Raw genomic sequence first — 21,873 nt, 5'->3', positions numbered from 1 at the left:
CGCGCCGTCAGAGATCGGCCAGGCCCATTGCCGGATCGCTCACCGAATGCCGGCCGGTCTCGACGCGGCCGGCAAAGCGCCGCACGAAGCTGGTGTCGGCATCGCATCGCACGGCAAAGTCGTACCACGCGCCGCTCGCTGCCAGGTCCCAGTGCAGCTCGGCCTTGGCGCCGCCTTCCACCGTCGCGGTCCACGGACCGTCGTTGCGGTAGGCCTTGGCACGCACGGTGAACTTGCAGGCGCTCTTGCCGTCGTTGCGCATCTCCAGGTACACGTTGCCGTTGGCGATGTCGTAGCACACGCGCACTTCGGGCACGGCCGCATCGCCGGCGCGAAGCGCGTTCAGGTCGCCCTTGAAGTGGCGGTGAAAGCCGTTGGGCCCGAGCACCCACAGGTCGTAGAAGCCGCTGTCGTCGCGCATCGCGTTCCACGTGTCGTCGAGCGTCTTGCCGGGCTCGACCATGTAGCGGCGCGGCAGGCGGTCGAGGTTGAGCTTGTCGTAGACGTGGAACACGGCGCTGGCGGTGCCGGTGTTCGCGAACAGCAGCTGGATCTTTCCGCCGATGGCATCGGCACGGGCGCTCGTGTGCAGCTCGTAGGGCAGCGCGCGCGAGGGCCGCGTGCCGGTGGCCTGGCGCGGCAGCAGCGGGTCGAGCGGCAGTGCCACTTGCGCCAGGGCCTGCTGGTCGGCACGCAGCTTGTCGGCGTCCGCTTTGGTCGTGCGCCCCGCCAGCGCGGGCAGCGCTTCCGTGTTGGGCGTGGCGAAGTTGAAGGCACTCGTGAGGTCGCCGCACACCGCGCGGCGGAAATCGCTGATGTTGGTTTCCTTCACGCCAAAGCGCGTCTCGATGAAGCGCAGCACCGAGGTGTGGTCGAAGGCCTGCGAGTTGACCCAGCCGCCGCGGCTCCAGGGCGACACCACATACATCGGCACGCGCACGCCGGGGCCGTAGACGCGGCCGTCGGGCGGCGGCTGGTCGGTGGTGCCGGGCGGATTCGGATGGTTGAAGTATTCGGGCGCGAGCGCTTGCACTGGCAGCGTGGTCTTGCCTGCGGGCGTGCCGCCGGCGTCGATCGAAGGCGCGGCCGGCGAAGGAACGTGGTCGAAGTAGCCGTCGTTCTCGTCGAAGTTGATGAACAGCACGGTCTTGCTCCACACCTCGGGCACGGCAGTGAGCGCATCGAGCGTTTCCTGGATGTACCAGGCGCCCTGCACCGGGCTCGACGGGCCGGGGTGCTCCGAATAGGTCGCGGGCGCGACGATCCACGACACCTGGGGCAGCTTGCCGTTCCTGATGTCCTGGCGGAACTGCTCGAGAAAGCCGCCGTCGGGCATGGTGTTGGCAATGCCCTTGTAGAGCGGATTGCCGGCGTCGTCGCTGGCCGGGTCGTAGGCGGGCGAGGCCACGTCGTTGCTCACGGGCTTGCCCGAGGCCTCGTTGGCGAGCCGGTACTGCTTGAAGCCGGCCAGCGAGTTGTCGCCGAAATTCTCGGGCATGTTCTGGTAGACGATCCAGCTGACCTTGGCTTCCTGCAGCCGCTCGGGGTAGGTCTTCCAGCTGTAGCCGTTGGCCGAGCTGTCGATCGAATCCCACTCGTTGTTGACCGTGGCCACGTTCGCGCCGGTGGGGCCGTTGGTGCCGGTCCAGAGGAACATGCGGTTCGAATTGGTGCCGGTGTGCATGCTGCAGTGGTAGGCATCGCAGAGCGTGAAGGCGTTGGCCAGCGCGAACTGGAAGGGCAGTTCCGCCTCTTCGAGATAGCCCATCGACTGCGTGAAAGGCGCCGTCTTCGTTTTCTTGTAGCGCACCCATTCGTACATGCGCCCGCCCGCCCACGCAGCCTGGCCGTCGCTCCAGCTGTGCGGCGTGCCGGCCACGCGCTGCGCGTTGCCCTTGGAGCCGTCCAGGTGGTAGGGCAGCACTTCCTTGCCGGTGTCGTCGAGCTGCTGCCAGACGCTGCGGCCCTGCGGCAGCGGAATGGTGAAGCGGTCGCCGAAGCCGCGCACGCCCATGAGCGTGCCGAAGTAGTGGTCGAACGAGCGGTTCTCCTGCATCAGGATGACGATGTGCTCCACGTCCTTGATGGTGCCGGTCTTGTTGTTGGCGGGAATGGCGAGCGCGCGGCGGATGCTCGGCGGAAAGGCCGAGAGCGCGAGCGCGGCGGCGCCGGTGGTGGCGGTGGCTGTGAGGAAGCTGCGGCGTGAGGTCATGGTGTCGTTCGGATGTGGGAGGGTGTTCAGGGCGCGCAGCGCATCTCGGGCTTTGTCCCGGTGTCGGGCGGCGGTGTGGTGGGCGTGGTCGGTGCCGGCGTGCCCACGCCAGGCAGGCCGCCGAAGAAGCCGCCACCGCCGTTGCTGCCGCCGCCGCAGGCGGAAAGGACGCAGGCCAGGAGCAGCGCGGGAACGAGCCGCGCAGGCAGGGATGAAAGTCGCATGGGTGGATTCCTTGGGAGTCGTCGTTGCGTGGGCGCCCGGAAGAGCGCTGAAGAAAGGCCGCGCGGGCTCGAAGGCGCAACGCCGAAAAGGCATCGCGAAGCACCGCGCAGAGGCAGGCCGCAAGACTAGGGAGATCGCGTTACATCGCCATGAACGGGCGATGACAAGGCTGCGGCGCAGGGCGCGCCGCGCAAGCGCTCAGCGCTCGTTGCTGATGCCGCTGGAGACGTGGCCCGCGGGCACGTGGCGCGCCGCGGCATCGACGTGGCCGGTCTGGTCGTCGAAGAAAAAGTCGGGTTCGAACTCGCGCAGGAATTCGCCCTTGGGCAGGCCGCCGAGGAACATCGCCTCGTCGACGCGGATGTTCCACTTCATGAGCGTGCGGATCGCGCGCTCGTGCGCCGGGGCGCTGCGCGCGGTGACCAGCGCGGTGCGGATGCGCATCTGCGCGTTGCCCGCCATCTGCAGGCGATGCAGCGCCGTCAGCAGCGGCTTGAAGGGGCCTTCGGGCAGCGGCAGGTCGGCCTTGCTGAGTTCGTGCGCCTGGAAGGCATCGAGCCCCTCGGCCTGGAACACGCGCTCGGCCTCGTCGCTGAAGAGCACCGCATCGCCGTCGAAGGCAATGCGCACTTCGTTCGGCCAGGCATCGCTGGCCTTCACCGATTCGACCAGCACCCGCGCGGCCGGAAAGCCCGCGCCCAGCGCTTCGCGCACGTCCTGCGCGTTGACCGACAGGAACAGGTGCGCGCGCAGCGGCCGCAGGTAGCCGAAGGGCGGACGCCCCTGCGTGAACACGCCGCGCTGCAGCTTGATGTCGGCCGCCGCGCTCGAGCGGAAGATGCGCATGCCCGAGACCGGATCGTTGCGCGAAAGAATGACCACCTCGACGCGCTGCACGCCGTCGTCGTTGAAGCGCAGCAGCTTGCGGATCAGCGAGTACGCGATGCCCGGCGCGGCCGGCACGTCGATGCGGTCGAGCTGCAGCTTCATGTAGCCCTCGTTGTCGCCGGCCTCGAAGATCCTGTTTTCTTCTTCGAGGTTGAACAGCGCGCGCGACGAGATCGCGACCACGAGCTTGTCTTCGAGCGTGACGGGCATGGCGTGCAGTGCTTCCTGGCGGACTTACTTGACGAACTGGTTGAGCTGGATGATAGGCAGCATCACGGCCAGCACAATGAGCATCACCACGCCGCCCATGGCCACGATCAGCAGCGGCTCCAGGATGGTGGCCAAGTGCATGGCGCGGCGCTGCACTTCGGCGCCCAGCTGGTTGGCGGCGCGCTGCAGCATCAGGGGCAGCGTGCCGGTCTGCTCGCCCAGCCGCGCGAACATCGAGACCAGCCCGGGAAAGCGTTTTTTCTGCGCCAGCGCCGAGGCCAGCGGCGCGCCTTCGCGCACCAGCACCAGCGCGTCGAGCGCGTCCGCGCGCATGGCGCGGTTGCCCAGCGTTTCGGAGGCCGCCTGCAGCGCGCGCAGGATCGGCACGCCGGCAGTGGCCAGCATGGCCAGCGTGCTGGCAAAGCGCGCCGCGTTGTAGCCGCGCGCAAGCTTGCCCACGAGCGGCAGCCGCAGCCAGGCGGCGTCGAATTTCAGGCGCAAGGCTTCCTGCGCCAGCGCCAATCGCGCGGCGATGGCGGCCAGCACCACGCCGCCCAGCATCCACCAGCCGTAGTTGCGCACCGCCGCGCTCAGCGACAGCATGACGGTGGTGAGGAAGGGCAGCGAGCGCTTGGTGCCCGCGAACACCTGCGCCACCTGCGGCACTACGTAGCTCACGAGGAAGATCACGATCACGATCGCCACCAGCGTGACGATGGCCGGATAGAGCGCCGCGCCGATGAGCTTCTGCTGCAGCGCCTGCCGCTCCTCGAGGTCGTCGGCGAGCCGGTCGAGCACGAGGCCGAGGTTGCCGCTTTGCTCGCCCGCGCCGATCACGGCGGTGTAGATGGGCGAGAACTCGCGCGGATGGGCCGCGAGCGCACGCGCGAAGAGCGAGCCCGCGTTGACCTCGGCGCGCAGCGAAGCGACCAGGTTGCGCTGCGGCTCGGTCTCGGCTTCGTCGGTGAGCGCCGTCAGCGCGCGTTCGAGCGGCAGGCCCGAAGAGACCAGGCCCGCGAGCTGCCGCGTCCAGACCGAAAGGCCGGTGGAGCTGAAGACCCGGGCGCCGCCGCCCAGCCAGCGGCGCAGGCCGCCATTGCCGGTGCCGTTGGCATGGCTGCTGCCCACCGGCGTGACCGACAGCGGAATGAGCGCCTGCGCGCGCAGCAGGCTGCGGGCACTGCGCGCGGTGTCGGCCTCGAGCACGCCTTCGCGCGACTGGCCGCTGGCATCGATGGCTTCGAAGGAATAGGCGGGCATGGTGGTGCCGGGCGGATCAGTCGCGCGTGACGCGCAGCAGCTCGGCGCGCGAGGTGATGCCGGCCTGCACCAGCCGTTCGCCGTCTTCGCGCATCAGGCGCAGGCCGCCGCGCGCGCCGGCCTGGAGCAGTTCGCTCTCGGCCGCCTTGCTGTGGATCAGGCCCTGCACGGTCTCGTCGGCCACCAGCAGCTCGAAGATGCCGGTGCGCCCCTGGTAGCCGGTCTGCCCGCATGCTTCGCAGCCGGCGCCGCCGCAGGCCGTGCAGACCTTGCGCACCAGGCGCTGCGCGAGCACGCCCAGCAGCGACGAGCTCAGCAGGAACGGCTCCACGCCCATGTCGGTCAGCCGCGTGACGGCGCTGACCGAGTCGTTGGTGTGCAGCGTGGCAAGCACCAGGTGGCCGGTGAGCGAGGCCTGGATGGCGATCTGCGCGGTCTCGAAGTCGCGGATCTCGCCGATCATGATCACGTCCGGATCCTGCCGCAGGATCGCGCGCAGCGCCTTCGCGAAGGTGAGCTCGATCTTCGCGTTGATCTGCGTCTGGCCCACGCCCGGCAGTTCGTATTCGATCGGGTCTTCCACCGTCATGATGTTGCTGCGGCTCGCATCCAGCCGGGCCAGCGCGGCGTACAGCGTGGTGGTCTTGCCCGAGCCCGTGGGCCCGGTCACCAGGATGATGCCGTGCGGCTGCGCAATGAGCTTCTCGAAGCGCGCGAGCGTGTCGCCCTGCATGCCGACCGATTCGAGCGTGAGCTTCGATTCGCTCTTGTCCAGGAGGCGCAGCACCGCGCGTTCGCCATGCGCGCTCGGCAGCGTGGAGACGCGCACATCGACTGCGCGCGTGCCGATGCGAAGGCTGATGCGCCCGTCCTGCGGCAGCCGCTTCTCGGAGATGTCGAGGTCGGCCATGATCTTCAGGCGCGAGATCAGCGCGGCGTGCAGCGCGCGGTTGGGCTGCACCACCTCGCGCAGCGTGCCGTCGATGCGAAAGCGCACGGACGAAGTGCGCTCGTAGGGCTCGATGTGGATGTCGCTCGCGCCGTCGCGCGCGGCCTGCGTGAGCAGCGCGTTGAGCATGCGGATGATGGGCGCGTCGCCGGCGCTTTCCAGCAGGTCCTCGACCGCCGGCAGCTCCTGCATCATGCGCGAGAGGTCGGCGTCGCTCTGCACCTCGCTCACCACCGCGGCGGCGCTCGATTCGCCCTGCGCATAGGCCGCGCTGATGCGCTGCGCGAGCGGGCCGTCGGCCAGCACCTCGAAGGCCTGCACGCCGTACTTGCGCGTGACTTCGCCGACCGCGCTGCGCGAGGGATGGCTCGACATCCACAGCGTGTGGCTGCCGTCGTCGGCTTCTTCGAGCAGCAGCTGCTGGCTGCGTGCGAACGCGTAGGGCAGGGGGTGGCGCATGGGCTTCAGGGCAGTTCGCGCGAGCTGGTGGGGTCGGCCGTGGGCGGCAGCGCGCCGCGCAGCGGGCTCGGGCGCAGGGTGCGGGTGTCGGCGGCTGGGCGCGGCGGCGGGATCAGCTGCGTGCCCTGGATGCGGTCGCTGCCGTTGCTGCTGGTGTCGCGGGCACCCGAGCGCGGCAGCGGGGCTTCCGGCAGCACGGGGGCGGCATCCACGCCGCGCAGCATGATGTTGTCGGTGTTCGGCTGGGTCCGCTGCTGCATGCCGCGGATCTCGTCGTAGCGGTCGTAGGCAAAGGCTTCGGTCGAGGCGCCGTCGCGCATGACCGCGGGGCGCAGGAACATCATCAGGTTGCTCTTGTTGCGCGTGCGGATCTCGTTCTTGAACAGGTTGCCGAGCACCGGGATGTCGCCCGCCACCGGCACCTTCTCGATCGTGTTGCCGTAGTCGTCCGACAGCAGCCCGCCGAGCATGACCAGGCCGCCGTCTTCCACCAGCACGCTCGATTCGATCGAACGCTTGTTGGTGGTCGGGCCGTTGGGGTTGTTGATGGTGTTGCCGTCGACGGTCGAGGTCTCCTGGAAGATGGTCATCTTCACGGTGCCGTTCTCGTTGATGGTCGGGCGCACGCGCAGCGTGAGGCCCACGTCCTTGCGCTCCACCGTGGTGAACGGGTTGATGCCCACCGAGCCCGAGGTGCTGGCGTACTGGCCCGTGACGAAGGGCACGTTCTGGCCGATCACGATCTTGGCCTCCTCGTTGTCCAGCGTCAGCAGGTTGGGCGTGGAGAGCACGTTGGCGTCGCCGTCGCTGTTGAAGAAGTTCGCAATGGCGCCCAGGATGTACTGGCCGCCGATCTTGCCGGCAATGCCGAGGTTCAGCCCCGACGACGGCCGCACGTTGGCCACGTCGCGCGTGGCCAGCGCCTGCGTCAGCGCCAGGATGTTGGCGCTGGCCAGGCTCGAATTGGTGCCGATGACCGCGTTGTTGCCCAGCGCGCTCTGCCACTGCACGCCGAAGTTGGCGGCCTTCTTGGCGCTGACCTCGACGATCAGCGCCTCGATCATGACCTGCGCGCGCCGGCCGTCGAGCTTGTCGATCACGGCGCGCATCTGGCGGTACTGCGGCTCGGGCGCCGTGATGATCAGCGAGTTGGTCGACGGGTCGGCCTGGATCTGCCCGCCGGTCGAGGGCTGGTTGGCATTGTTGAGCGGCGCGTTGGCGGCCGCCGAGCCGCCGCCTTGCCCGCTGAGGCTGGTCTGCTGCATGGCCTGCGGAATGTTGGCTTGCGGCTGCGACTGGCCACCACCGCCCGCGGCGCCTGGCGAGCCCGGCGTGCCGGGCAGCTGGTTGGCCGCCATGGCGGCGCGCAGCGTGGCCGCCAGCCGCACCGCATCGGCGTTCTTCAGGTAGACCACGTAGATGTTGCCGGCCGCGCCGTTGCTGCTCTCGGCGGGCGCGCGGTCGAGCTTCTGGACCAGCGTGCGCACCAGCGCCGCGCGCGCCGGGTTGGCCGCGCGCAGGATCAGCGCATTGCTGCGCGGGTCGGCCAGCAAGGTGGTGCGGAACGACGCATCGGCCACACCCGGCGCGGCGGCGCCAGGCGTGGCGCCCGAGCCGCTGCCGTCGACCAGCCGGGTGATCAGCGGCAGCATGTCGGTGGCGATCGAATGCTTGAGCGGGATCACCTCGATGTCGGACGCATTGGGCACGTCGAGCGCCGCGATGATGCGCGCCAGCCGGCGCATGTTGTCCGCGTAGTCGGTGATCACGAGCGAGTTGTTGCCCGGGTTCACGTTGATGGTGTTGTTGGGCGGAATGAGCGGGCGCAGCACCGGCAGCAGGCTGTTCGGCGACTCGTAGTTGAGCCTGAAGATCTGCGTGACGATCTGGTTGCCGGCCACCGAGCCGGCGCTGGGCGTGGCGGTGTTGACGGTCTGGGTCTGGAGCTTGGCGTCGGCCTCGGGCACCACCTTGTAGAGCCCTTCGGCCTCCACCACCGCAAAGCCCTGCAGGCGCAGCGCGGAAGCGAACTGGTTGAACGCCGCGGCCGGCGCGATGGCGCGGTCGGTGACGAGGTTCATCGTGCCCTTGACGCGCGGGTCGACCACCACGTCGCGGCCGGTGACCACCGCCATGGTGCGGGCCACGGCCTCGATGTCGGCGTTGGCGAAGTTGAGCGTGATGGGCTCGCCCCGACGCGGCGCATCGCCGGACTGTGCGAACACGGGCGCGGACTGCAGCAAGGTGGCGGCAACCAGCACCTGCGCTGCGAGTGCAACGGCGGCGAGGCGGCTGCCGGGCGAAGTCAGTGGCTTCATCATGATCAACCCAGGGTGATGATCGAACGCGCGTTGTCGCGCCGCCCGATGATGTTCAACAAATTGGAAAGCGCGTCTTCGCGGCCGGCCGCGGCACTGGCTTCGCCATTGAAGCGAAAGGCGGTGCCGTTCCAGCTGCCGCTGCCGTTCAGCTGCAGGCTGCCTTCGCGCGTGCTCAGCAGCAGGCTCGGGCGGCTGCCGCCTTCGAGCGTGAGGCGGTAGCTGCCCATCGGCTTGAGCGTCGAGAGGCTGGACGACACGTCGGTGGCGTCGAGCGTGGCCTGGCCCGCGATGCGCAGCACGGGGCCGTCCCACTGCATCGAGAGGCCCCGGGTGGAGAGGTCGAGCGTGCCCTCGAGCCTGAGCGTGTTCCAGGGCGCGCCCAGACCGGTCAGCAAAGTGGCGGGCCAGCGCGAACTGCCGTCGCCCCACTGCAGCTGCATGCCGTCCGTGCGCGGGCTGGCCTTGAGCTGGAGCGGCCGCGCCGCGCAGCAGGGCAGGTCGAGCACGGCGAACATGCCGCTCCAGGCCGGGCGCATGCGCCAGTTGAGCGCGCCGGGCAGCGACACCGCCTCGGCGCCGCCGGCGCCGCTGGCAAGCACCACGGCCGCGGTGCCGTTCCAGACCGTGCCGCGCGGGTTGACGAGCAGCAGCCGGCCCTGGCTCCAGTTCGAGAGCGCCGTGGCCAGCCAGCGCGCGGGCGCGAACAGCACCAGCGCCAGCAGCGCCCCCAGCACGATGCCGAGCAGGGCCCAGCGCCAGCCGCGGCGCGGCGCGGATTCGGCAAGGGAGGAGCGCGTCACCATGCGGCCAGGCTCAACGGGCTGCGGGCAGCGCCATCACGAGCGTGCCCTCCCAGCGCACCTTCGCGGGCTGCGGGTCCTTGCTGCCGGCGGCCGGCGGCGCGGCGGCCGCACGGGTCAGGTGGGCCTCGCGCGGCACCGCGTGGGCATTGCCGCGCGCCTGCGCCAGCCACTGGGCCACGGCGTCGGCCGGCGTGGCGCGCATGGTGATGGTGGCGGCGCCATCGCCGCTGGCCGTCATGAGCTGGGCATTGGTGCCCAGGCTCTCGCGCACCGAGGTTTCGAGGGCGCGCAGCGCATCGTCGCGGTTCAGCCGGGGCTGCGCCTGCAGCGCCTTGGCGCGGTTCTGCAGGAGGGCCATCTGCTGCAGCTGCGCATCGAGCTGCGCATGGTCGGCCGGCGCCGCGGCCAGCGTGCGCAGCGCGGGTGCGAGCGCAACCCACCAAAGCAGCGCGAGCACCACGAGCGCGGCCGCGATGGCGACCATGCGCCGCTCGCGCAGTTCGAGCGCGGCCCAGCGGGCCCGGAGCTGTTCGCCGAGGTTCATCGCGCAGCCTCGGCCTGCACCAGCAGCAGGTCGCCTTCGGCGCGCACGCTGTAGCCGCGCGGGCCCATCGCGCCCGAGAGCCGCGTGAGCTCCGAAGGCTGCAGGCCCAGGCCGCGCAGGCGCAGCTGGCCGGCGCTGTAGTCGATGGCGCTGGGCGTCCTGCCCGGCGGAAGATGGGGAGCGAGCGCGCCGATCATCGGTTCGAGGTCGCTGCCCGCGACATCGCCCACGGCCTGCTGCAGCGCCGCGACCTCGCGCGCCATCTGCAGCGGCGCGTCGACCACGAGTTTCACGGAGGGGAAGGTCTGGGTCAGCATGGTCTTCACGGCCTGGCGCTTGGCCTCGAGTGCATTGCGCTCCTTCCAAGCCCAGGCATTGAGGCCGATCAGTTGGGTCAGCAGCAGGGCGACGATGCCCCAGCGCGCGGCGCGCCACTCGGGCGCATAGCGCAGCGTCTGCACCACCGACGCAAATTTCTTGCCGGCGCGGGCACGGCCCGTCACGGCGAGGTCGAACTGCGCGAGCTCCCAGGGCGAGCGCGCCGCCTGCAGCCAGCGCTGCGGCGCCTGCACGATGGGCACGCGGCGCTCGAGCAGGTGCTCGGCGGCTTGCGCGACGGCGGGCTCGGCGCTGATCACGGCGGTGTCCAGCGGCAGGCCGGCGGCCAGCGCCAGCCCGGCACCCGCGAGCGGCAGCGAGACCACGCCGTCGGCATCGCACACCGTGAGCTGCGGCGCCTCGGCTTCGCCGGTGACCTGCAGCAGCGGCGGGCCGTCCGCGGGCTGCGGCGCGAATTCGGGAACGATGCGCACCACGCGCCGCCCGGCCGACTCCAGCCCCTGCACCAGCGTGCGCAGCCAGATGCGGTTGCAGGCCGCCACCCAGACCGGCGCGCCGGCCTTGGCCGCGGGTTCGAGTGCGAAGTGCAGGGCCTCGGGATCGTCGAGCAGATGCTCTTCGAGCAGGCCGTCGAGCACGGCGCGCAGCTTCGACGCGCTGCTCGTGCTGCCCTTGGGCAGCGTGACGCGGTGCCAGGACAGCGCCGCGGCCGGAATGCCGAGCGTGACTTCCGCGCTGGCCGGCAGCAGCGCGAGCAGCGCGCGGCCATGGTTGCGCAGGGCGATGCCGTCGTCGCCAGCCTGGGCCCAGTCGTACTCGCCCGCGGCGTCGGCCGGGGGGAGGGGAGCGATGAGCAGCAGCGGGGTCATTTCGTTTTCAGGAGGGCGGGTGATTGTAGGGGTGCACCGATGGTGCCATTGCTACTCTATTTGTAGCGTTTGACGTAGATGCGACGGGCTCTGGACGATGTATTGATGCAACAGAAATGAAGAAAATCAGCCGCACTCAGGGTTTAGCCGGAGTGGCCGTGGCAAGGCCGGCGCCGCGGTTGCGCCAGATCGTCTTCACCGTGACGCCGTCGCGCTGCAGCAGCGAGCGTTCCTCGACCCAGGTACGGTCGAGCCGCAGCCGGCCGTAGACCTCGAAGAACTGGGTGCCCACGCTGTGCTGCCCGGCGTTGAACTGCGTGCCGCCGTTCGGCAGCGCGGCGTTGGCGTCGGCAATCTGCTTGAAGTACGAGCGCGTGCGCTTTTCCACCAACTGGCGCGCGTCGCTGATGCTCAGCGACGGCAGGCTGGCGCTGATGGCTTCGGCGCTCGCGGTATTGATGTTGAGCGGCGTGCGTATCGGGAGGACCGTCACGTAGGGCTCGAGCGCGGCCGCGGTCGAAGGCGAAAGGCCGAGCCACACCAGCTGCGAAACCTCCTGCGGCATCAGCGGCGCCGCGCCGGCATCGCCGCCGCCGGCGGCATCGGTGCCGGTGGCCAGCGCGCGCGCGAGCGAGGACGTCATCGCGCTGAGCTCCGAGGCCGGCAGGCCCAGGATGTTGAACAGCTTGGTGAAGGTGGCGATGCTGGCGGGCACCGGCTTGTTGCCGTCGACCAGCGACAGCACGTTGAGCTTGGATTGCGCATCGACGATGCGGCCCGACAGGAAGGCATCGGGCAGTCCTTCGAGGTTGTCGCTGGCCACGTTCCTCTCGGCCGACAGAAAGCTCGTGAGCCGGGCCTCCGCGAGAGGCACGGCCCAGGGCTCGGCCAGGTGGTCGGGCCCGCCGGTGAGGGCGTCCTCGCGCAGGATCAGGCGCGACCAGTCGAGCGCGCCGATCAGCACCCACGCCGCCTGCACGCGTCCGCGCTCGGCCGCCTCGACCTCGGACGCGCGCCATTGCTGCCACAGCGCCGCGGCGGAGAAGGTGGCGACCAGCATCACGGTCAGCATGGCCGCGAGCAGCGCGGCGCCGCGCTGGCGTTGCCCGGTTGTTCTGCAAACCGTGGATGCGGTCATGAGCGCGGCGCCCCCACCGTGGGCTTGACCCAGTCGCGCGTGAGCATGCCCGCGAGCCCCTCGCCCGGGGACAGGGTCAGCACCAGCCGAACGCCGTCCGGCATGTTCACGAGGGCGCCGATGGGATTGGCCGGGTTCGCCGGATTGGGCGCGCTGGCCGGCAGCTCGCCCGCGGGCGTCCAGGCGTTCTCGCGGAAGTAGTAGAGCTGCCAGCTCGTGGCCGGCATCAGCGCGACGTCGCCGCCGCCGCCTTCCTGCGCCCACGAGGAGGCCAGGTTCCACGCCTGCTGCCATTCGCCGCGCGTGGTGAAGGGCGGCGACTGCCAGCGCCGCCAGCGGGTGCCGTCGGCACCGGTGCGCAGCGTCCACGCCACCACCAGCATGGCGGGGGCGCCCGCATCGCTGCCGCGGCGCGTGAGCCGCAGCACGCGGCCGTCCCAGTCGATCGGGCGGGTCTGCGCGATCGGGGTCACGGCGTCGAGGTCGGCGCCCCATTGCGAGAGCGTGGTCTGCAGCGCCAGCACCGCGTCGGCGCGCTGCTGGTTCAGCGTGGTGGCGCGCGACATGCTGTCCAGCCCGCGCCAGCTCACGAGCGCGAGCAGCGCCATCACCGAAATGGCCACCAGCAGCTCGATCAGCGTGAAGCCGCCGCGGGCTCCCTGGCTTGCGAAGCGGCGCATCAGAAGCGGCCCACCACGGTCGAGATCCGCAGCACCGGCGCGTTGGCCTCGTCGCGCACCTGCACGTCGACGCGCCGGAAATTGGGGTTGAGCGTGGCGATGATGGAGGTGGTCACGTTGAACGAGACGCCGGCCTGCACGCAGATCGAGCCCGAATCGCCCACCGCGGGCATCTGCCTGGCGAGCCGCGCCTTGGCAAGCTCGTTTTCCGCGCACAGGTCGGCCAGCAGCAGGTCGGACTGGCGCTGCGCATTGCGCGTGAGCGACATCGTGGCCTGCGAGCCCGCCGCGAGCGCCAGCGCGACGATGCCGAGCGCAATCAGCACCTCGATCAGCGTGAATCCGCCGCATGCCGAATTGCGCCTGGATGTCACGGCGTGCTCACGGTGAAGGGCCTGAGGCCGTCGGTGGCAATGCGCAGCGAGCGCGCGGGCGGGCCTTCGGAATACAGCACGATCTGCTGCGCGGCAATGATCGGGTCGGGGCCCAGTTGCACCGCCGCCACCGGCGCGCCGCCGGCCAGCGAAGCCGTGGCGCTGATGCCGCTCGCGGCCCAGCCGCTGGGCAAGGCATCGGGCGGCAGGCCGTCGAACACGAAGCTGCCGCCCTCCACGAGGCGCCACCGCACCGCAACGCCGCTCGCGCGCGATTGGGCACGGGCCGATTCGAGCAGCGCGGCCAGCCGGTCGGCCTCGCGGTCGAGCCGGGCCGCGTTGGTGTCGCGCAGCGCGAAGCTCACGCCGGCCGTTGCGATCGCGATGATCGCGATCACCACGATCAGCTCGAGCAGCGTGAAGCCGCCCGTGCGCCTACTGCCAGCTGCCGATGTCGGCATTCTTGCCCTCGCCGCCGGCCTGGCCATCGGCGCCGAGCGAGAGCACGTCGATTTCGCCCTTGATACCCGGATTCATGTATTGGTACGGATGGCCCCACGGATCGTTCGGCAGCTTCTCGACGTAGGGCTTCCAGTTGGGCGCGGCCGGCCCGGCGGTCGGTCGCACCAGCAGCGACTGCAGGCCCTGCTCGGCCGTTGGGTAGCGCTGGTTGTCCAGGCGGTAGAGCTTGAGCGCCTGCATCAGGTTGTTGATGTCGGTCCTGGCGGCGGTCACGCGGGCGTCGTCGGCGCGCTCGATCACGTTCGGCACGATCAGCGCGGCCAGCACGCCGATGATGACCAGCACCACCATCAGCTCGATCAGCGTGAAGCCGCGCTGGGCAGCGCGGGTGGCGTCGCGTAGGATTTTTTTCATAGCTTGGATGACATGGTTCGGAAGGCGCGCTGCATGATAATCCGCGGCCATGACAAGTCCCTATTCCGCCGCGCACTGGCATGCCCCCGTTGCAACCACGGGCCTGTGGGCGCTGGCCGCGGCAGCGGCGGTGTTCTGGGGGCTGCGGCTCGCGGCGCCGCCCGAGCCCGTGGCCGCGGCGGCCACCATGCCCAGGGCGGCGGTCTCGGCCGACGCTGATGCGGTCGCGCGGCTGCTCGGCGTGGTTTCGGGCGCCGAGGCGGCGCCCGCCGCACCCGAGGCGGCCAGCCGCTTTGCGCTGTCGGGCGTGGTGGCGGATCCGTTCAACCAAGGCGCCGCCCTGATCTCCATCGACGGCAAGCCGCCGCGTCCGTTCCGCGTCGGTTCGCGCGTGGGCGACAACTATGTGCTGCAGTCGGTCGGGGTGCGCGCGGCAACGCTCGGCACCAGTGCACAGGGGCCGGCAGCTTTCACGCTGCAACTGCCGGTGCGCGCGCCGATCAGCATTGGCAGTTCGGTCCCGCCGGGTTTGCCGGCCTCGCCAACGCCGGCGGCCAGGCCGAGCGGGCTTTTCCCGGCCACGGTGCCTCCCGTGGTCGCGCCGCCTGCCGGCGGAGCTGCACCGTCACAGGCATCGCAAGCGCCGCCGTCGGATTCTGCGCAGCAGCCGCCCGCGCAGCCTGCGCAGCAATAAAAGCCGGACGGCCTTTCAGGCCTGCAGGAACAGCCTGTAGGCCGGATTCGCCGTTTCCTCGACGTAGGGATAGCCCAGCGTTTCGAGGAAGTCGTCGAAGGCCGCCGCGTCGCCGGCCGGCACCTGCAAGCCCACCAGGATGCGGCCGTAGTCGGCGCCCTGGTTGCGGTAGTGGAAGAGGCTGATGTTCCAGTTCGGCCGCATCAGGCTCAGGAACTTGAGCAGCGCGCCCGGGCGCTCCGGAAACACGAAGCGCAGCAGCCGCTCGTCATGCGCGAGACCCGTGCGCCCGCCCACCAGGTGCCGCAGATGCTCCTTGGCGAGCTCGTCGTGCGTGAGATCGAGCGCGTCGAAGCCGTGCGCAATGAAGGTCTTGGCGATGGTCGTCGATTCGCCGCGCGTCGAGGTGGTCAGGCCCACGAACACATGCGCCTTGGCCGCGTCGCTGATGCGGTAGTTGAACTCCGTCACGTTGCGCAGCGCGCCGCCGGCCGAGCCCGTTTCCTGCGACTCGCTGGCCGGCATCTCGCCCACCAGCTCGCAAAAGCGGCGGAAGCTGCCGCGCTCTTCGGGAATGGTCACCGCGAACAGCGCCTCGCGCTCCTCGCCGACTTCGGCGCGCTCGGCCACGAAGCGCAGCCGGTCGAAGTTCATGTTGGCGCCGCACAGGATGGCCGCATAGGTTTCGCCATGGCGGCCATGCCCGGCCACGTACTGCTTGATGGCGGCCACTGCCAGCGCGCCCGCCGGCTCCACGATGCTGCGGGTGTCGACGAACACGTCCTTGATGGCCGCGCAGACCGCATCGGTGTCGACCGCGATGTATTCGTCGACCAGGTTGCTGGCGATGCGGAAGGTCTCCTCGCCCACCAGCTTGACGGCAGTGCCGTCCGAAAACAGTCCCACGTCGGGCAGGCTCACGCGCTGGCGCGCCGCCACCGATTGCATCATGGCGTCGGAGTCGTTCATCTGAACGCCGATCACCTTGATCTCCGGGCGCACCGCCTTGATGTAGTTGGCCACGCCCGAGATGAGCCCGCCGCCGCCGATCGCCACGAAGACCGCATCGAGCCGGCCCTGGTGCTGGCGCAGGATTTCCATGGCGATGGTGCCCTGGCCCGCGATCACGTCGGGATCGTCGAAGGGGTGCACGAAGGTCAGGCCCTGCTGCGCCTGCAGCTCGAGCGCATGCAGGTAGGCATCGGAATAGCTGTCGCCATGCAGCACCACCTCGCCGCCGAAGCCGCGCACCGCATCGATCTTGAGCCGCGGCGTGGTCACCGGCATGACCACCACCGCGCGCGCGCCCAGCTTGCGCGCGCCCAGCGCCACGCCCTGCGCGTGATTGCCGGCCGATGCGCAGATGACGCCACTCGCGAGCTGCTCCGCCGAGAGGTGCGCCATCTTGTTGTAGGCGCCGCGCAGCTTGAAGCTGAACACCGGCTGCTGGTCTTCGCGCTTGAGCAGCACGGTATTGCCGAGCCGCTCGCTGAGTGCATTGGCTTTCTCGAGCGCGGATTCGACCGCCACGTCGTAAACGCGGGCGTTCAAAATTTTTCTGAGATAGTCGGCGGGCGTCAGTGCCGGCACAGGTACGTCGCGCACGGTTTTGTCCAAGGGAGTTTTCAATTGATAAATGACGATGATAAGAGGCATCGGGATTGCGTACGGGATATGGCATGGACACAAATGTCATAAACCTCATCCAGAGAGCCCCGGCCGCGAACGATTCGGGTTTTTTTGCGCGCAGCTATCCCGCGAGCGAGGCGCCCGCCAGTCATTTAACAAATGAGCAAAATCTGTTAACCCTTTTTGTCAGCGACCTTTCCAAAGGGTTGATGCAGGCAGAAGCGGCGCGTGTGCAGCGCGGTGAAATAGGACGGCCGACCTGGCAGGTGATGGGCAACAGATTGCGCGCACACATCATTCCTTTGCTGGGTGCTGTGCCGGCGCAGGCATTCGCTACTTCCGATGCGCAGCGCCTGATCGATCACCTTGGAGCGCAGGGCTTCACCAGCACGACGATCGCGCAGTACCTGGTGCTGCTGCGAAAGGTGTTGATGCACGGTGTGAGCATCGGCGTGCTTCGCGATGTACCTGCCTTCCCGAAGGTCAAGGTGCGCAGCCAGCCGCGCGGGAGCTTCAGCGTTGCGGAGTACCGGGCGGTGGTGGCGGCTGCGCGCCGGCTGCGCGGACAGCCGCATCCGGTGCTCGATCAGCTGGCCTCCGGCGAGCGCTTCTGGATCGCTCGCGAGCTGCTCGTCATGCCGCAGGAGCTGCCATGGCTGATCCGCTGGATGGTCAACACCTTCGTGCGTCCGAGCGACATCAAGCTCATGAAGCACAGGCACATCGACGTCGTGCGCGGCAAGCACGTCTACCTGCGGATGAACCTGCCCGAAACCAAGCGGCACAGCCAGCCCATCGTGAGCCTGCGCCCGGCCGTGCGGGTTTATGAATGCCTGCTCGCGCATCGCCGCGAGCAGGGCTTTGGCGGCGCGGACGACTACATCTTCATGCCGCAATTGAAGAACCGCGAGCATGCGCTGGCCGTGCTCAACTTTCTTTTCCACTGGGCGCTGGAAGCGACGTCGCTCCAGAAAGGGCCGCAGGGCCAGTCGAGGACTCTTTATTGCCTGCGCCATACCGCCATCACCTTGCGGCTCTTGTACGGGCAGGGCATCGACATGCTGACCTTGGCGCGCAATGCGCGCACGAGCGTCAACATGGTCGAACGTTTCTACGCTTCGGTTCTGAGCGGAGAAATGAATGTGGGATTGCTGCAAAGCAGGCGTGGCCGCCCGAATTGAGCAAAGCCAAAAAGCCGCCCGGCTTGCGCTGGGCGGCTTGATACGGGATTGATCCGAACTGGCTGAAGCCAGCATTGGGAATCAGGCTTCGATCAGAAGGCGTGGCGGATGCCGAAGTCGTAGCCAGTCGAGGTCTTCGGGGTGAAGATGTCGTTGCTGATGAACTTCGGGCTGAAATCGGGGCTGACCCTCAGGTCTGCACCGTTCTTGTTGCTGATGCGGGCAACCGTTGCGTACAGGGCCGTGCGCTTCGACAGGTTGTGCACGTAGCCCAGTGCCAGCTTGTTGGCCTTCGGATTCGGTTCGTTGAAGAACGGGTTGTTGTCGCCCGACTTGTACTTGACGGCCGAGTACGACGCGCGGATCAGGCCGGCACCGACCGGAACCGTCACGCCCAGCAGCCAGCCATTGAGCTTGTTCGATGCCACGGAAGCCGGGCGGGCGAAGAAGTCGCCGTCGATATCGGTCTTTTCGCGGGCGTGGGACAGTTCGCCGAAGAGCTTTGCAGGACCGAAGTCATACGAAGCGCCGAGGTTGAAGGTGTTGACCTTGGTGGTCGTGCCGGCGTAGTAGTCGTCGCCCACGGTGTTGCTGCCGTAAGCCGCTGCAACGTCGAGCGGACCGTTGGCGTAGCCGAAGCGGCCGCCGATGTAGCGGCCGGTGCGCGAGTTGTCGGCCGCGTGAGGCGTGGCCAGGCCCGGGCTGTACTTGGTCTTCTCGTGGAAGCCGTACATCAGCTGGCCGTAGAAGCCGCCGAGGTTCGGCGGCAGGAAGTAGCTGACCGAGTTGCTGGCGCGCGTGGGATTGCCAAATGCGCTGGTGGCCGTCTGGATCAGGTTGGTGCCAACGCCGTTGGTGCCGAAGGGATCGAAGGTGGAGTTGTTGTGGAACGAGGGGGTCAGGTCGCGGCCGAGGCGGATTTCACCGAAACCACCCGACAGGCTCACCGTGGAACGGCGGGAGAAATTGGCCACGCCTTGACTGCCATCGTCGTTGGCGACCGGCGCTTCGAGCCAGAAGCTCGCGGCCAGGCCGCCACCGAGGTCTTCCGTACCGCGGAAGCCCAGGCGGCTGGTGTTGTAGCCCGAATGGGTCATGCCAACGCTGCTGGTCCGCACGCTGCCCTGATTGACGTAGAACGGGTTATAGGCAACCGGGAAGCCGAAGGCGTTGTACGTCACGCCATGGTTCAGGTCGCGCGAGCTGTTCGAATAGCCGCTGATCGAAGCGTCGACCACGCCGAACAGCGTGACGGACGACTGAGCCGAGGCAACACCGGCAACAGCCAGGGCAGCCAGAGCAACTGCCCTTCAGGGCCCCAAAACTAGAGTGGGCCCGCAACGCCGGGGAACCCAAAGAAAAAAGCCCCGAGCCTTGCAGCTCGGGGCTAAATCCACCAATTGGAAGGGTGGAGGAGACAACCGGTGCGCACGGGTTCATGCGCCATGAAATAAAGTATATCGGTTGTTTGTTGCGTTGCAACAAGCAAGTGACGATTTCCCCACATACCAACGGATGTCGGCGTGATTTTTTGCTGAACATCCCTGAATGGATCTGAACAGATGGAATGCACAGTAAGTTGGACCGGCGATGCCGGAACGCGATCGGCCATGGGTTTCGTGGCCGAAACCGGCAGCGGCCATGTCCTGATGATGGACGGCGCGCCCGATGCCGCCAAACCCGAGAACGGCGGCCAGAACCTGGCGGCCCGGCCCATGGAAACCGTGCTTGCGGGCACGGGTGGCTGCACTGCCTATGACGTGGTGCTGATCCTGAAGCGGGGCCGCCACCGCGTCGAGCGCTGCAGCGTCAAGCTGACCAGCGAGCGCGCGGAAAAGGATCCCAAGGTCTTCACCAAGATCCACATGCATTTCACGGTGGCGGGCAAGGGCATTCCTGCGGCCGCCGTCGAGCGTGCGATTGCCCTGAGCCACGAAACCTACTGCTCGGCCAGCATCATGCTCGCGAAGACCGCCGAGATCACCACCAGCTTCGACCTGATCGAAACCTGAGTCCGCGAGGCCTCAGATCCGGTGCGCCACCGTGGTCATCACGCGGGAGGCGAGCCGCATCAGGGCCTTGGCCGGGGCCGGCAGTTCCGCCGCGCCGGCATCGATGGCTTGCGCGGCGTGCTGCGCTTCGTCGATCTTCATCTGCTCGACCACGGCCCTGGAGGCACTGTCGGCGGCCGGCAGGCGGCCGAGATGGCTCTCCAGGTGGGCTTCCACCTGGCGTTCGGTTTCTGCGACGAACCCGAGGCTCAGCGGGTCCCCCAGGCGCCCCGCCACCAGGCCTAGGCCGAAAGCGCCCGCATACCAGAGCGGGTTCAGCACGGAAGGCCGGGCGCCGAGTTCGTCCAGCCGCTGGCGCGTCCAGGCCAGGTGATCGGTTTCTTCGTGCGAGGCCTCGAGCAGGCGGGCCCGCAGGACCGGGTCGCGCGCCACCGCGGCCTGCGCGGTGTAGAGCGCCTGGGCGCAAACCTCGCCCACGTGGTTCACCCGCATCAATGCCCCGGCCTCGCGCCGCTCCGAATCGGTCATCTCGCCCGGCGCCTGGGCCGGCGCGGGCGCGGCCCTTGTTGCATGGGGCCGGGCAAAAAGGGTGCGCAATGCCGCATCAGCCGCAGTCAGGACGGGGTCGAGCGTGGAAGTCATGCCCGTATTTGAACGTATGCGGAAAGAGCAGCGCGAAACAGTTGCTTCATTTCATATGGTGGTTTGTGAGCGCGCCAAAGTCCTTTGTTGCAGGACTGCAACGAAACGCGTGGGCCGCTGGAGATTTCGGGCGATTTGTTTTGCCCTGCCGCAGCGGCTCTGGTGCAATAGCATCAACTTCCCAAAAGGAGGTTGGCCCGGGGTCCGGTGGGAGCACAAAAGTGCCAGTCACGGTGAGCCCTTCGCACCGGAGCCCTATGTTTAACCTTGGAGAAACTTGCAATGAAAAAATCTCTAGTTGCTCTGGCTGCCCTGGCTGTTGCCGGTGTTGCCTCGGCTCAGTCGTCCGTCACGCTGTTCGGCGTGGTCGACGCGTCGATCAGCGGCTATTCGAGCACCTCGCGTGACCTGAACGGTGCCACGTTCCTGAACCCGTTCTACCTGAACCAAGGCAGCGTCAAGGTCAGCCGTCGTACACTGGCTAACTCGGGCTACAACTCCAGCCGTATCGGCTTCCGTGGTACGGAAGACCTCGGTGGCGGCCTGGCTGCCAGCTTCTGGCTCGAAGCCCCGATCTCCAACGACGACGGCCAGCAAGGTATTGCTACCTTCGCTCGTCGCTCGACCGTGAGCCTGTCGGGTGGTTTCGGTGAAGTCCGCCTCGGCCGTGACTACACCCCGACCTTCTGGAACGACACCGTGTTCGATCCGTTCGGCACCAACGGCGTTGGCTCCAACCTGATCAACACCGCTAACGACGCCTTCGGCACCTTCGGCACCCCCGCAGCTGCAACGGCTCCGTTCACCAACGTTGGCAGCAGCAACTACGTTCGCGCCAGCAACAGCATCGGCTACTTCCTGCCGCCGAACCTGGGTGGTTTCTACGGCCAAGTGCAGTACGCTTTCAGCGAGAAGAACAAGTACAGCCCGGGCACCGCTACGCCGGCTACGCTGAACGCTTCGCGCCAAGGCCGTTACGTTGGTGGCCGCTTCGGCTACGCCAACGGTCCTCTGGACGTTGCGGTTTCTTACGGCAGCAGCACCGTGGGCGACAACTACTACGTTGGCACGACCACCAAGGTCAACACGCTGAACCTCGGCGCTTCGTATGACTTCGGTCCCGTGAAGCTCTTCGGTGAACTGTCGAAGGCCAAGAACAAGATCGACTACGAAGTCGAACCGTTCCTCGGCGGCCGTCCTGACGTGGACCTCACCGGCTACCTGCTCGGCGTGACCGTGCCGGTCGGTGCTGGCCTGATCCGCGCTTCGTACTCGCACGTCAAGTATGACTTCAACGCTCCTGCAGTGTTGTTCGCTCCTGCCGTCGAAGATCCGAAGGCCAACAAGCTGGCTCTGGGCTACGTGCACAACCTGTCGAAGCGCACGGCTCTGTACGCAACGATCGCTCGCGTGAGCAACAAGAACGGTGCAGCCCTGACCGTCGGCGGCCCGGCTTTCATCGCCAACGGCGTCTTCACCCCGAAGACCTCGACCGGCTACGACTTCGGTATCCGTCACGCTTTCTAATTCGAGGCTGGCTTAAGCCAGCTTTGAATCGAAAGACTCAA

Annotated in this window: 21 protein-coding genes; 4 read left to right on the top strand and 17 right to left on the bottom strand. The window is 68.2% G+C overall.

Annotation, left to right across the window (positions count from 1 at the left end; translation table 11 throughout):
• Positions 1 to 7: 7 nt before the first annotated feature.
• From AC1DSC_RS12655 to gspG, 14 genes are all read right to left on the bottom strand, one after another.
• A complete protein-coding gene (locus AC1DSC_RS12655; protein ID WP_062363092.1) occupies positions 8 to 2,212 on the bottom strand; it encodes a phosphocholine-specific phospholipase C in 2,205 nt (734 codons plus the stop codon).
• A 26-nt stretch (positions 2,213 to 2,238) separates the two neighbouring features.
• A complete protein-coding gene (locus AC1DSC_RS12650) occupies positions 2,239 to 2,436 on the bottom strand; it encodes a hypothetical protein (RefSeq protein ID WP_012746218.1) in 198 nt (65 codons plus the stop codon).
• A gap of 199 nt (positions 2,437 to 2,635) precedes the next feature.
• Entirely contained in the window at positions 2,636 to 3,535 is a 900-nt protein-coding gene (locus AC1DSC_RS12645) for a 5'-nucleotidase (protein ID WP_012746219.1), read from the bottom strand.
• Between the two features lie 24 nt (positions 3,536 to 3,559).
• A complete protein-coding gene (gene gspF, locus AC1DSC_RS12640; RefSeq protein ID WP_018903572.1) occupies positions 3,560 to 4,795 on the bottom strand; it encodes a type II secretion system inner membrane protein GspF in 1,236 nt (411 codons plus the stop codon).
• Between the two features lie 16 nt (positions 4,796 to 4,811).
• Entirely contained in the window at positions 4,812 to 6,203 is a 1,392-nt protein-coding gene (locus tag AC1DSC_RS12635) for a GspE/PulE family protein (protein ID WP_012746221.1), read from the bottom strand.
• A gap of 5 nt (positions 6,204 to 6,208) precedes the next feature.
• Entirely contained in the window at positions 6,209 to 8,524 is a 2,316-nt protein-coding gene (gene gspD, locus AC1DSC_RS12630) for a type II secretion system secretin GspD (RefSeq protein ID WP_062363089.1), read from the bottom strand.
• A 2-nt stretch (positions 8,525 to 8,526) separates the two neighbouring features.
• Complete coding sequence (gene gspN / locus AC1DSC_RS12625; RefSeq protein ID WP_012746223.1) at positions 8,527 to 9,327, bottom strand: type II secretion system protein N; 801 nt, start codon at positions 9,325 to 9,327, stop codon at positions 8,527 to 8,529.
• A gap of 10 nt (positions 9,328 to 9,337) precedes the next feature.
• Positions 9,338 to 9,871 carry a type II secretion system protein GspM gene (gene gspM / locus AC1DSC_RS12620; RefSeq protein ID WP_018903570.1) on the bottom strand — a complete coding sequence of 178 codons (534 nt, stop codon included), beginning with the start codon at positions 9,869 to 9,871 and terminating at the stop codon, positions 9,338 to 9,340.
• Positions 9,868 to 11,079: a type II secretion system protein GspL gene (gene gspL / locus AC1DSC_RS12615; protein ID WP_062363085.1), complete on the bottom strand. Its 1,212-nt coding sequence runs from the start codon at positions 11,077 to 11,079 to the stop codon at positions 9,868 to 9,870. Before gspL ends, gspM begins: the two co-directional genes overlap by 4 nt.
• A 136-nt stretch (positions 11,080 to 11,215) precedes the next feature.
• Positions 11,216 to 12,217 (bottom strand): type II secretion system minor pseudopilin GspK, encoded by a 1,002-nt coding sequence (gene gspK / locus AC1DSC_RS12610; RefSeq protein ID WP_012746226.1) that lies wholly within the window; start codon positions 12,215 to 12,217, stop codon positions 11,216 to 11,218.
• Positions 12,214 to 12,897 (bottom strand): PulJ/GspJ family protein, encoded by a 684-nt coding sequence (locus AC1DSC_RS12605; protein ID WP_062363082.1) that lies wholly within the window; start codon positions 12,895 to 12,897, stop codon positions 12,214 to 12,216. The genes gspK and AC1DSC_RS12605 overlap by 4 nt, the downstream gene beginning before the upstream one ends.
• Positions 12,897 to 13,271, bottom strand: coding sequence for a type II secretion system minor pseudopilin GspI (gene gspI / locus AC1DSC_RS12600; RefSeq protein WP_018903566.1), 375 nt, complete (start codon positions 13,269 to 13,271; stop codon positions 12,897 to 12,899). The genes AC1DSC_RS12605 and gspI overlap by 1 nt, the downstream gene beginning before the upstream one ends.
• Positions 13,268 to 13,732, bottom strand: a complete 465-nt coding sequence (locus AC1DSC_RS12595; RefSeq protein WP_018903565.1) for a GspH/FimT family pseudopilin — start codon at positions 13,730 to 13,732, stop codon at positions 13,268 to 13,270. Before AC1DSC_RS12595 ends, gspI begins: the two co-directional genes overlap by 4 nt.
• Positions 13,707 to 14,147: a type II secretion system major pseudopilin GspG gene (gene gspG, locus AC1DSC_RS12590; RefSeq protein ID WP_018903564.1), complete on the bottom strand. Its 441-nt coding sequence runs from the start codon at positions 14,145 to 14,147 to the stop codon at positions 13,707 to 13,709. The genes AC1DSC_RS12595 and gspG overlap by 26 nt, the downstream gene beginning before the upstream one ends.
• A gap of 49 nt (positions 14,148 to 14,196) precedes the next feature.
• Here gspG and AC1DSC_RS12585 point away from each other — a divergent pair, with 49 nt between their 5' ends.
• Positions 14,197 to 14,841 (top strand): type II secretion system protein N, encoded by a 645-nt coding sequence (locus AC1DSC_RS12585; protein WP_018903563.1) that lies wholly within the window; start codon positions 14,197 to 14,199, stop codon positions 14,839 to 14,841.
• 15 nt (positions 14,842 to 14,856) lie between these two features.
• Here the strand turns inward: AC1DSC_RS12585 and ilvA are convergent, their stop codons facing one another.
• Positions 14,857 to 16,470: a threonine ammonia-lyase, biosynthetic gene (ilvA, locus tag AC1DSC_RS12580; RefSeq protein ID WP_062363078.1), complete on the bottom strand. Its 1,614-nt coding sequence runs from the start codon at positions 16,468 to 16,470 to the stop codon at positions 14,857 to 14,859.
• Positions 16,471 to 16,520: 50 nt separating this feature from the next.
• On the opposite strand from ilvA, the gene AC1DSC_RS12575 reads away from it, so the two are divergent.
• Positions 16,521 to 17,651: a hypothetical protein gene (locus AC1DSC_RS12575; protein ID WP_062363075.1), complete on the top strand. Its 1,131-nt coding sequence runs from the start codon at positions 16,521 to 16,523 to the stop codon at positions 17,649 to 17,651.
• A 92-nt stretch (positions 17,652 to 17,743) separates the two neighbouring features.
• Here the strand turns inward: AC1DSC_RS12575 and AC1DSC_RS12570 are convergent, their stop codons facing one another.
• Positions 17,744 to 18,949, bottom strand: coding sequence for a porin (locus tag AC1DSC_RS12570; RefSeq protein ID WP_062363073.1), 1,206 nt, complete (start codon positions 18,947 to 18,949; stop codon positions 17,744 to 17,746).
• 264 nt (positions 18,950 to 19,213) lie between these two features.
• Between AC1DSC_RS12570 and AC1DSC_RS12565 the strand changes: the two genes are divergently transcribed.
• Positions 19,214 to 19,663, top strand: a complete 450-nt coding sequence (locus AC1DSC_RS12565; protein ID WP_012746235.1) for an OsmC family protein — start codon at positions 19,214 to 19,216, stop codon at positions 19,661 to 19,663.
• A 12-nt stretch (positions 19,664 to 19,675) separates the two neighbouring features.
• On the opposite strand, the gene coq7 is transcribed toward AC1DSC_RS12565, so the two are convergent.
• Entirely contained in the window at positions 19,676 to 20,305 is a 630-nt protein-coding gene (gene coq7 / locus AC1DSC_RS12560) for a 2-polyprenyl-3-methyl-6-methoxy-1,4-benzoquinone monooxygenase (protein ID WP_018903559.1), read from the bottom strand.
• 282 nt (positions 20,306 to 20,587) lie between these two features.
• Between coq7 and AC1DSC_RS12555 the strand changes: the two genes are divergently transcribed.
• Positions 20,588 to 21,832, top strand: coding sequence for a porin (locus AC1DSC_RS12555; protein ID WP_018903558.1), 1,245 nt, complete (start codon positions 20,588 to 20,590; stop codon positions 21,830 to 21,832).
• Positions 21,833 to 21,873: the final 41 nt, after the last annotated feature.

Source organism: Variovorax sp. 01N425, from assembly GCF_056399465.1.
This window is presented reverse-complemented; position numbering and strand designations above follow the sequence as displayed.

Bases quoted from the DNA above. Each gene is read 5' to 3' on its own strand.
- AC1DSC_RS12655 (WP_062363092.1), bottom strand. From the start codon at position 2,212: ATGACCTCACGCCGCAGCTTCCTCACAGCCACCGCCACCACCGGCGCC.
- AC1DSC_RS12650 (WP_012746218.1), bottom strand. From the start codon at position 2,436: ATGCGACTTTCATCCCTGCCTGCGCGGCTCGTTCCCGCGCTGCTCCTG.
- AC1DSC_RS12645 (WP_012746219.1), bottom strand. From the start codon at position 3,535: ATGCCCGTCACGCTCGAAGACAAGCTCGTGGTCGCGATCTCGTCGCGC.
- gspF (WP_018903572.1), bottom strand. From the start codon at position 4,795: ATGCCCGCCTATTCCTTCGAAGCCATCGATGCCAGCGGCCAGTCGCGC.
- AC1DSC_RS12635 (WP_012746221.1), bottom strand. From the start codon at position 6,203: ATGCGCCACCCCCTGCCCTACGCGTTCGCACGCAGCCAGCAGCTGCTG.
- gspD (WP_062363089.1), bottom strand. From the start codon at position 8,524: ATGATGAAGCCACTGACTTCGCCCGGCAGCCGCCTCGCCGCCGTTGCA.
- gspN (WP_012746223.1), bottom strand. From the start codon at position 9,327: ATGGTGACGCGCTCCTCCCTTGCCGAATCCGCGCCGCGCCGCGGCTGG.
- gspM (WP_018903570.1), bottom strand. From the start codon at position 9,871: ATGAACCTCGGCGAACAGCTCCGGGCCCGCTGGGCCGCGCTCGAACTG.
- gspL (WP_062363085.1), bottom strand. From the start codon at position 11,079: ATGACCCCGCTGCTGCTCATCGCTCCCCTCCCCCCGGCCGACGCCGCG.
- gspK (WP_012746226.1), bottom strand. From the start codon at position 12,217: ATGACCGCATCCACGGTTTGCAGAACAACCGGGCAACGCCAGCGCGGC.
- AC1DSC_RS12605 (WP_062363082.1), bottom strand. From the start codon at position 12,897: ATGCGCCGCTTCGCAAGCCAGGGAGCCCGCGGCGGCTTCACGCTGATC.
- AC1DSC_RS12595 (WP_018903565.1), bottom strand. From the start codon at position 13,732: ATGCCGACATCGGCAGCTGGCAGTAGGCGCACGGGCGGCTTCACGCTG.
- gspG (WP_018903564.1), bottom strand. From the start codon at position 14,147: ATGAAAAAAATCCTACGCGACGCCACCCGCGCTGCCCAGCGCGGCTTC.
- AC1DSC_RS12585 (WP_018903563.1), top strand. From the start codon at position 14,197: ATGACAAGTCCCTATTCCGCCGCGCACTGGCATGCCCCCGTTGCAACC.
- AC1DSC_RS12575 (WP_062363075.1), top strand. From the start codon at position 16,521: ATGGACACAAATGTCATAAACCTCATCCAGAGAGCCCCGGCCGCGAAC.
- AC1DSC_RS12565 (WP_012746235.1), top strand. From the start codon at position 19,214: ATGGAATGCACAGTAAGTTGGACCGGCGATGCCGGAACGCGATCGGCC.
- coq7 (WP_018903559.1), bottom strand. From the start codon at position 20,305: ATGACTTCCACGCTCGACCCCGTCCTGACTGCGGCTGATGCGGCATTG.
- AC1DSC_RS12555 (WP_018903558.1), top strand. From the start codon at position 20,588: ATGAAAAAATCTCTAGTTGCTCTGGCTGCCCTGGCTGTTGCCGGTGTT.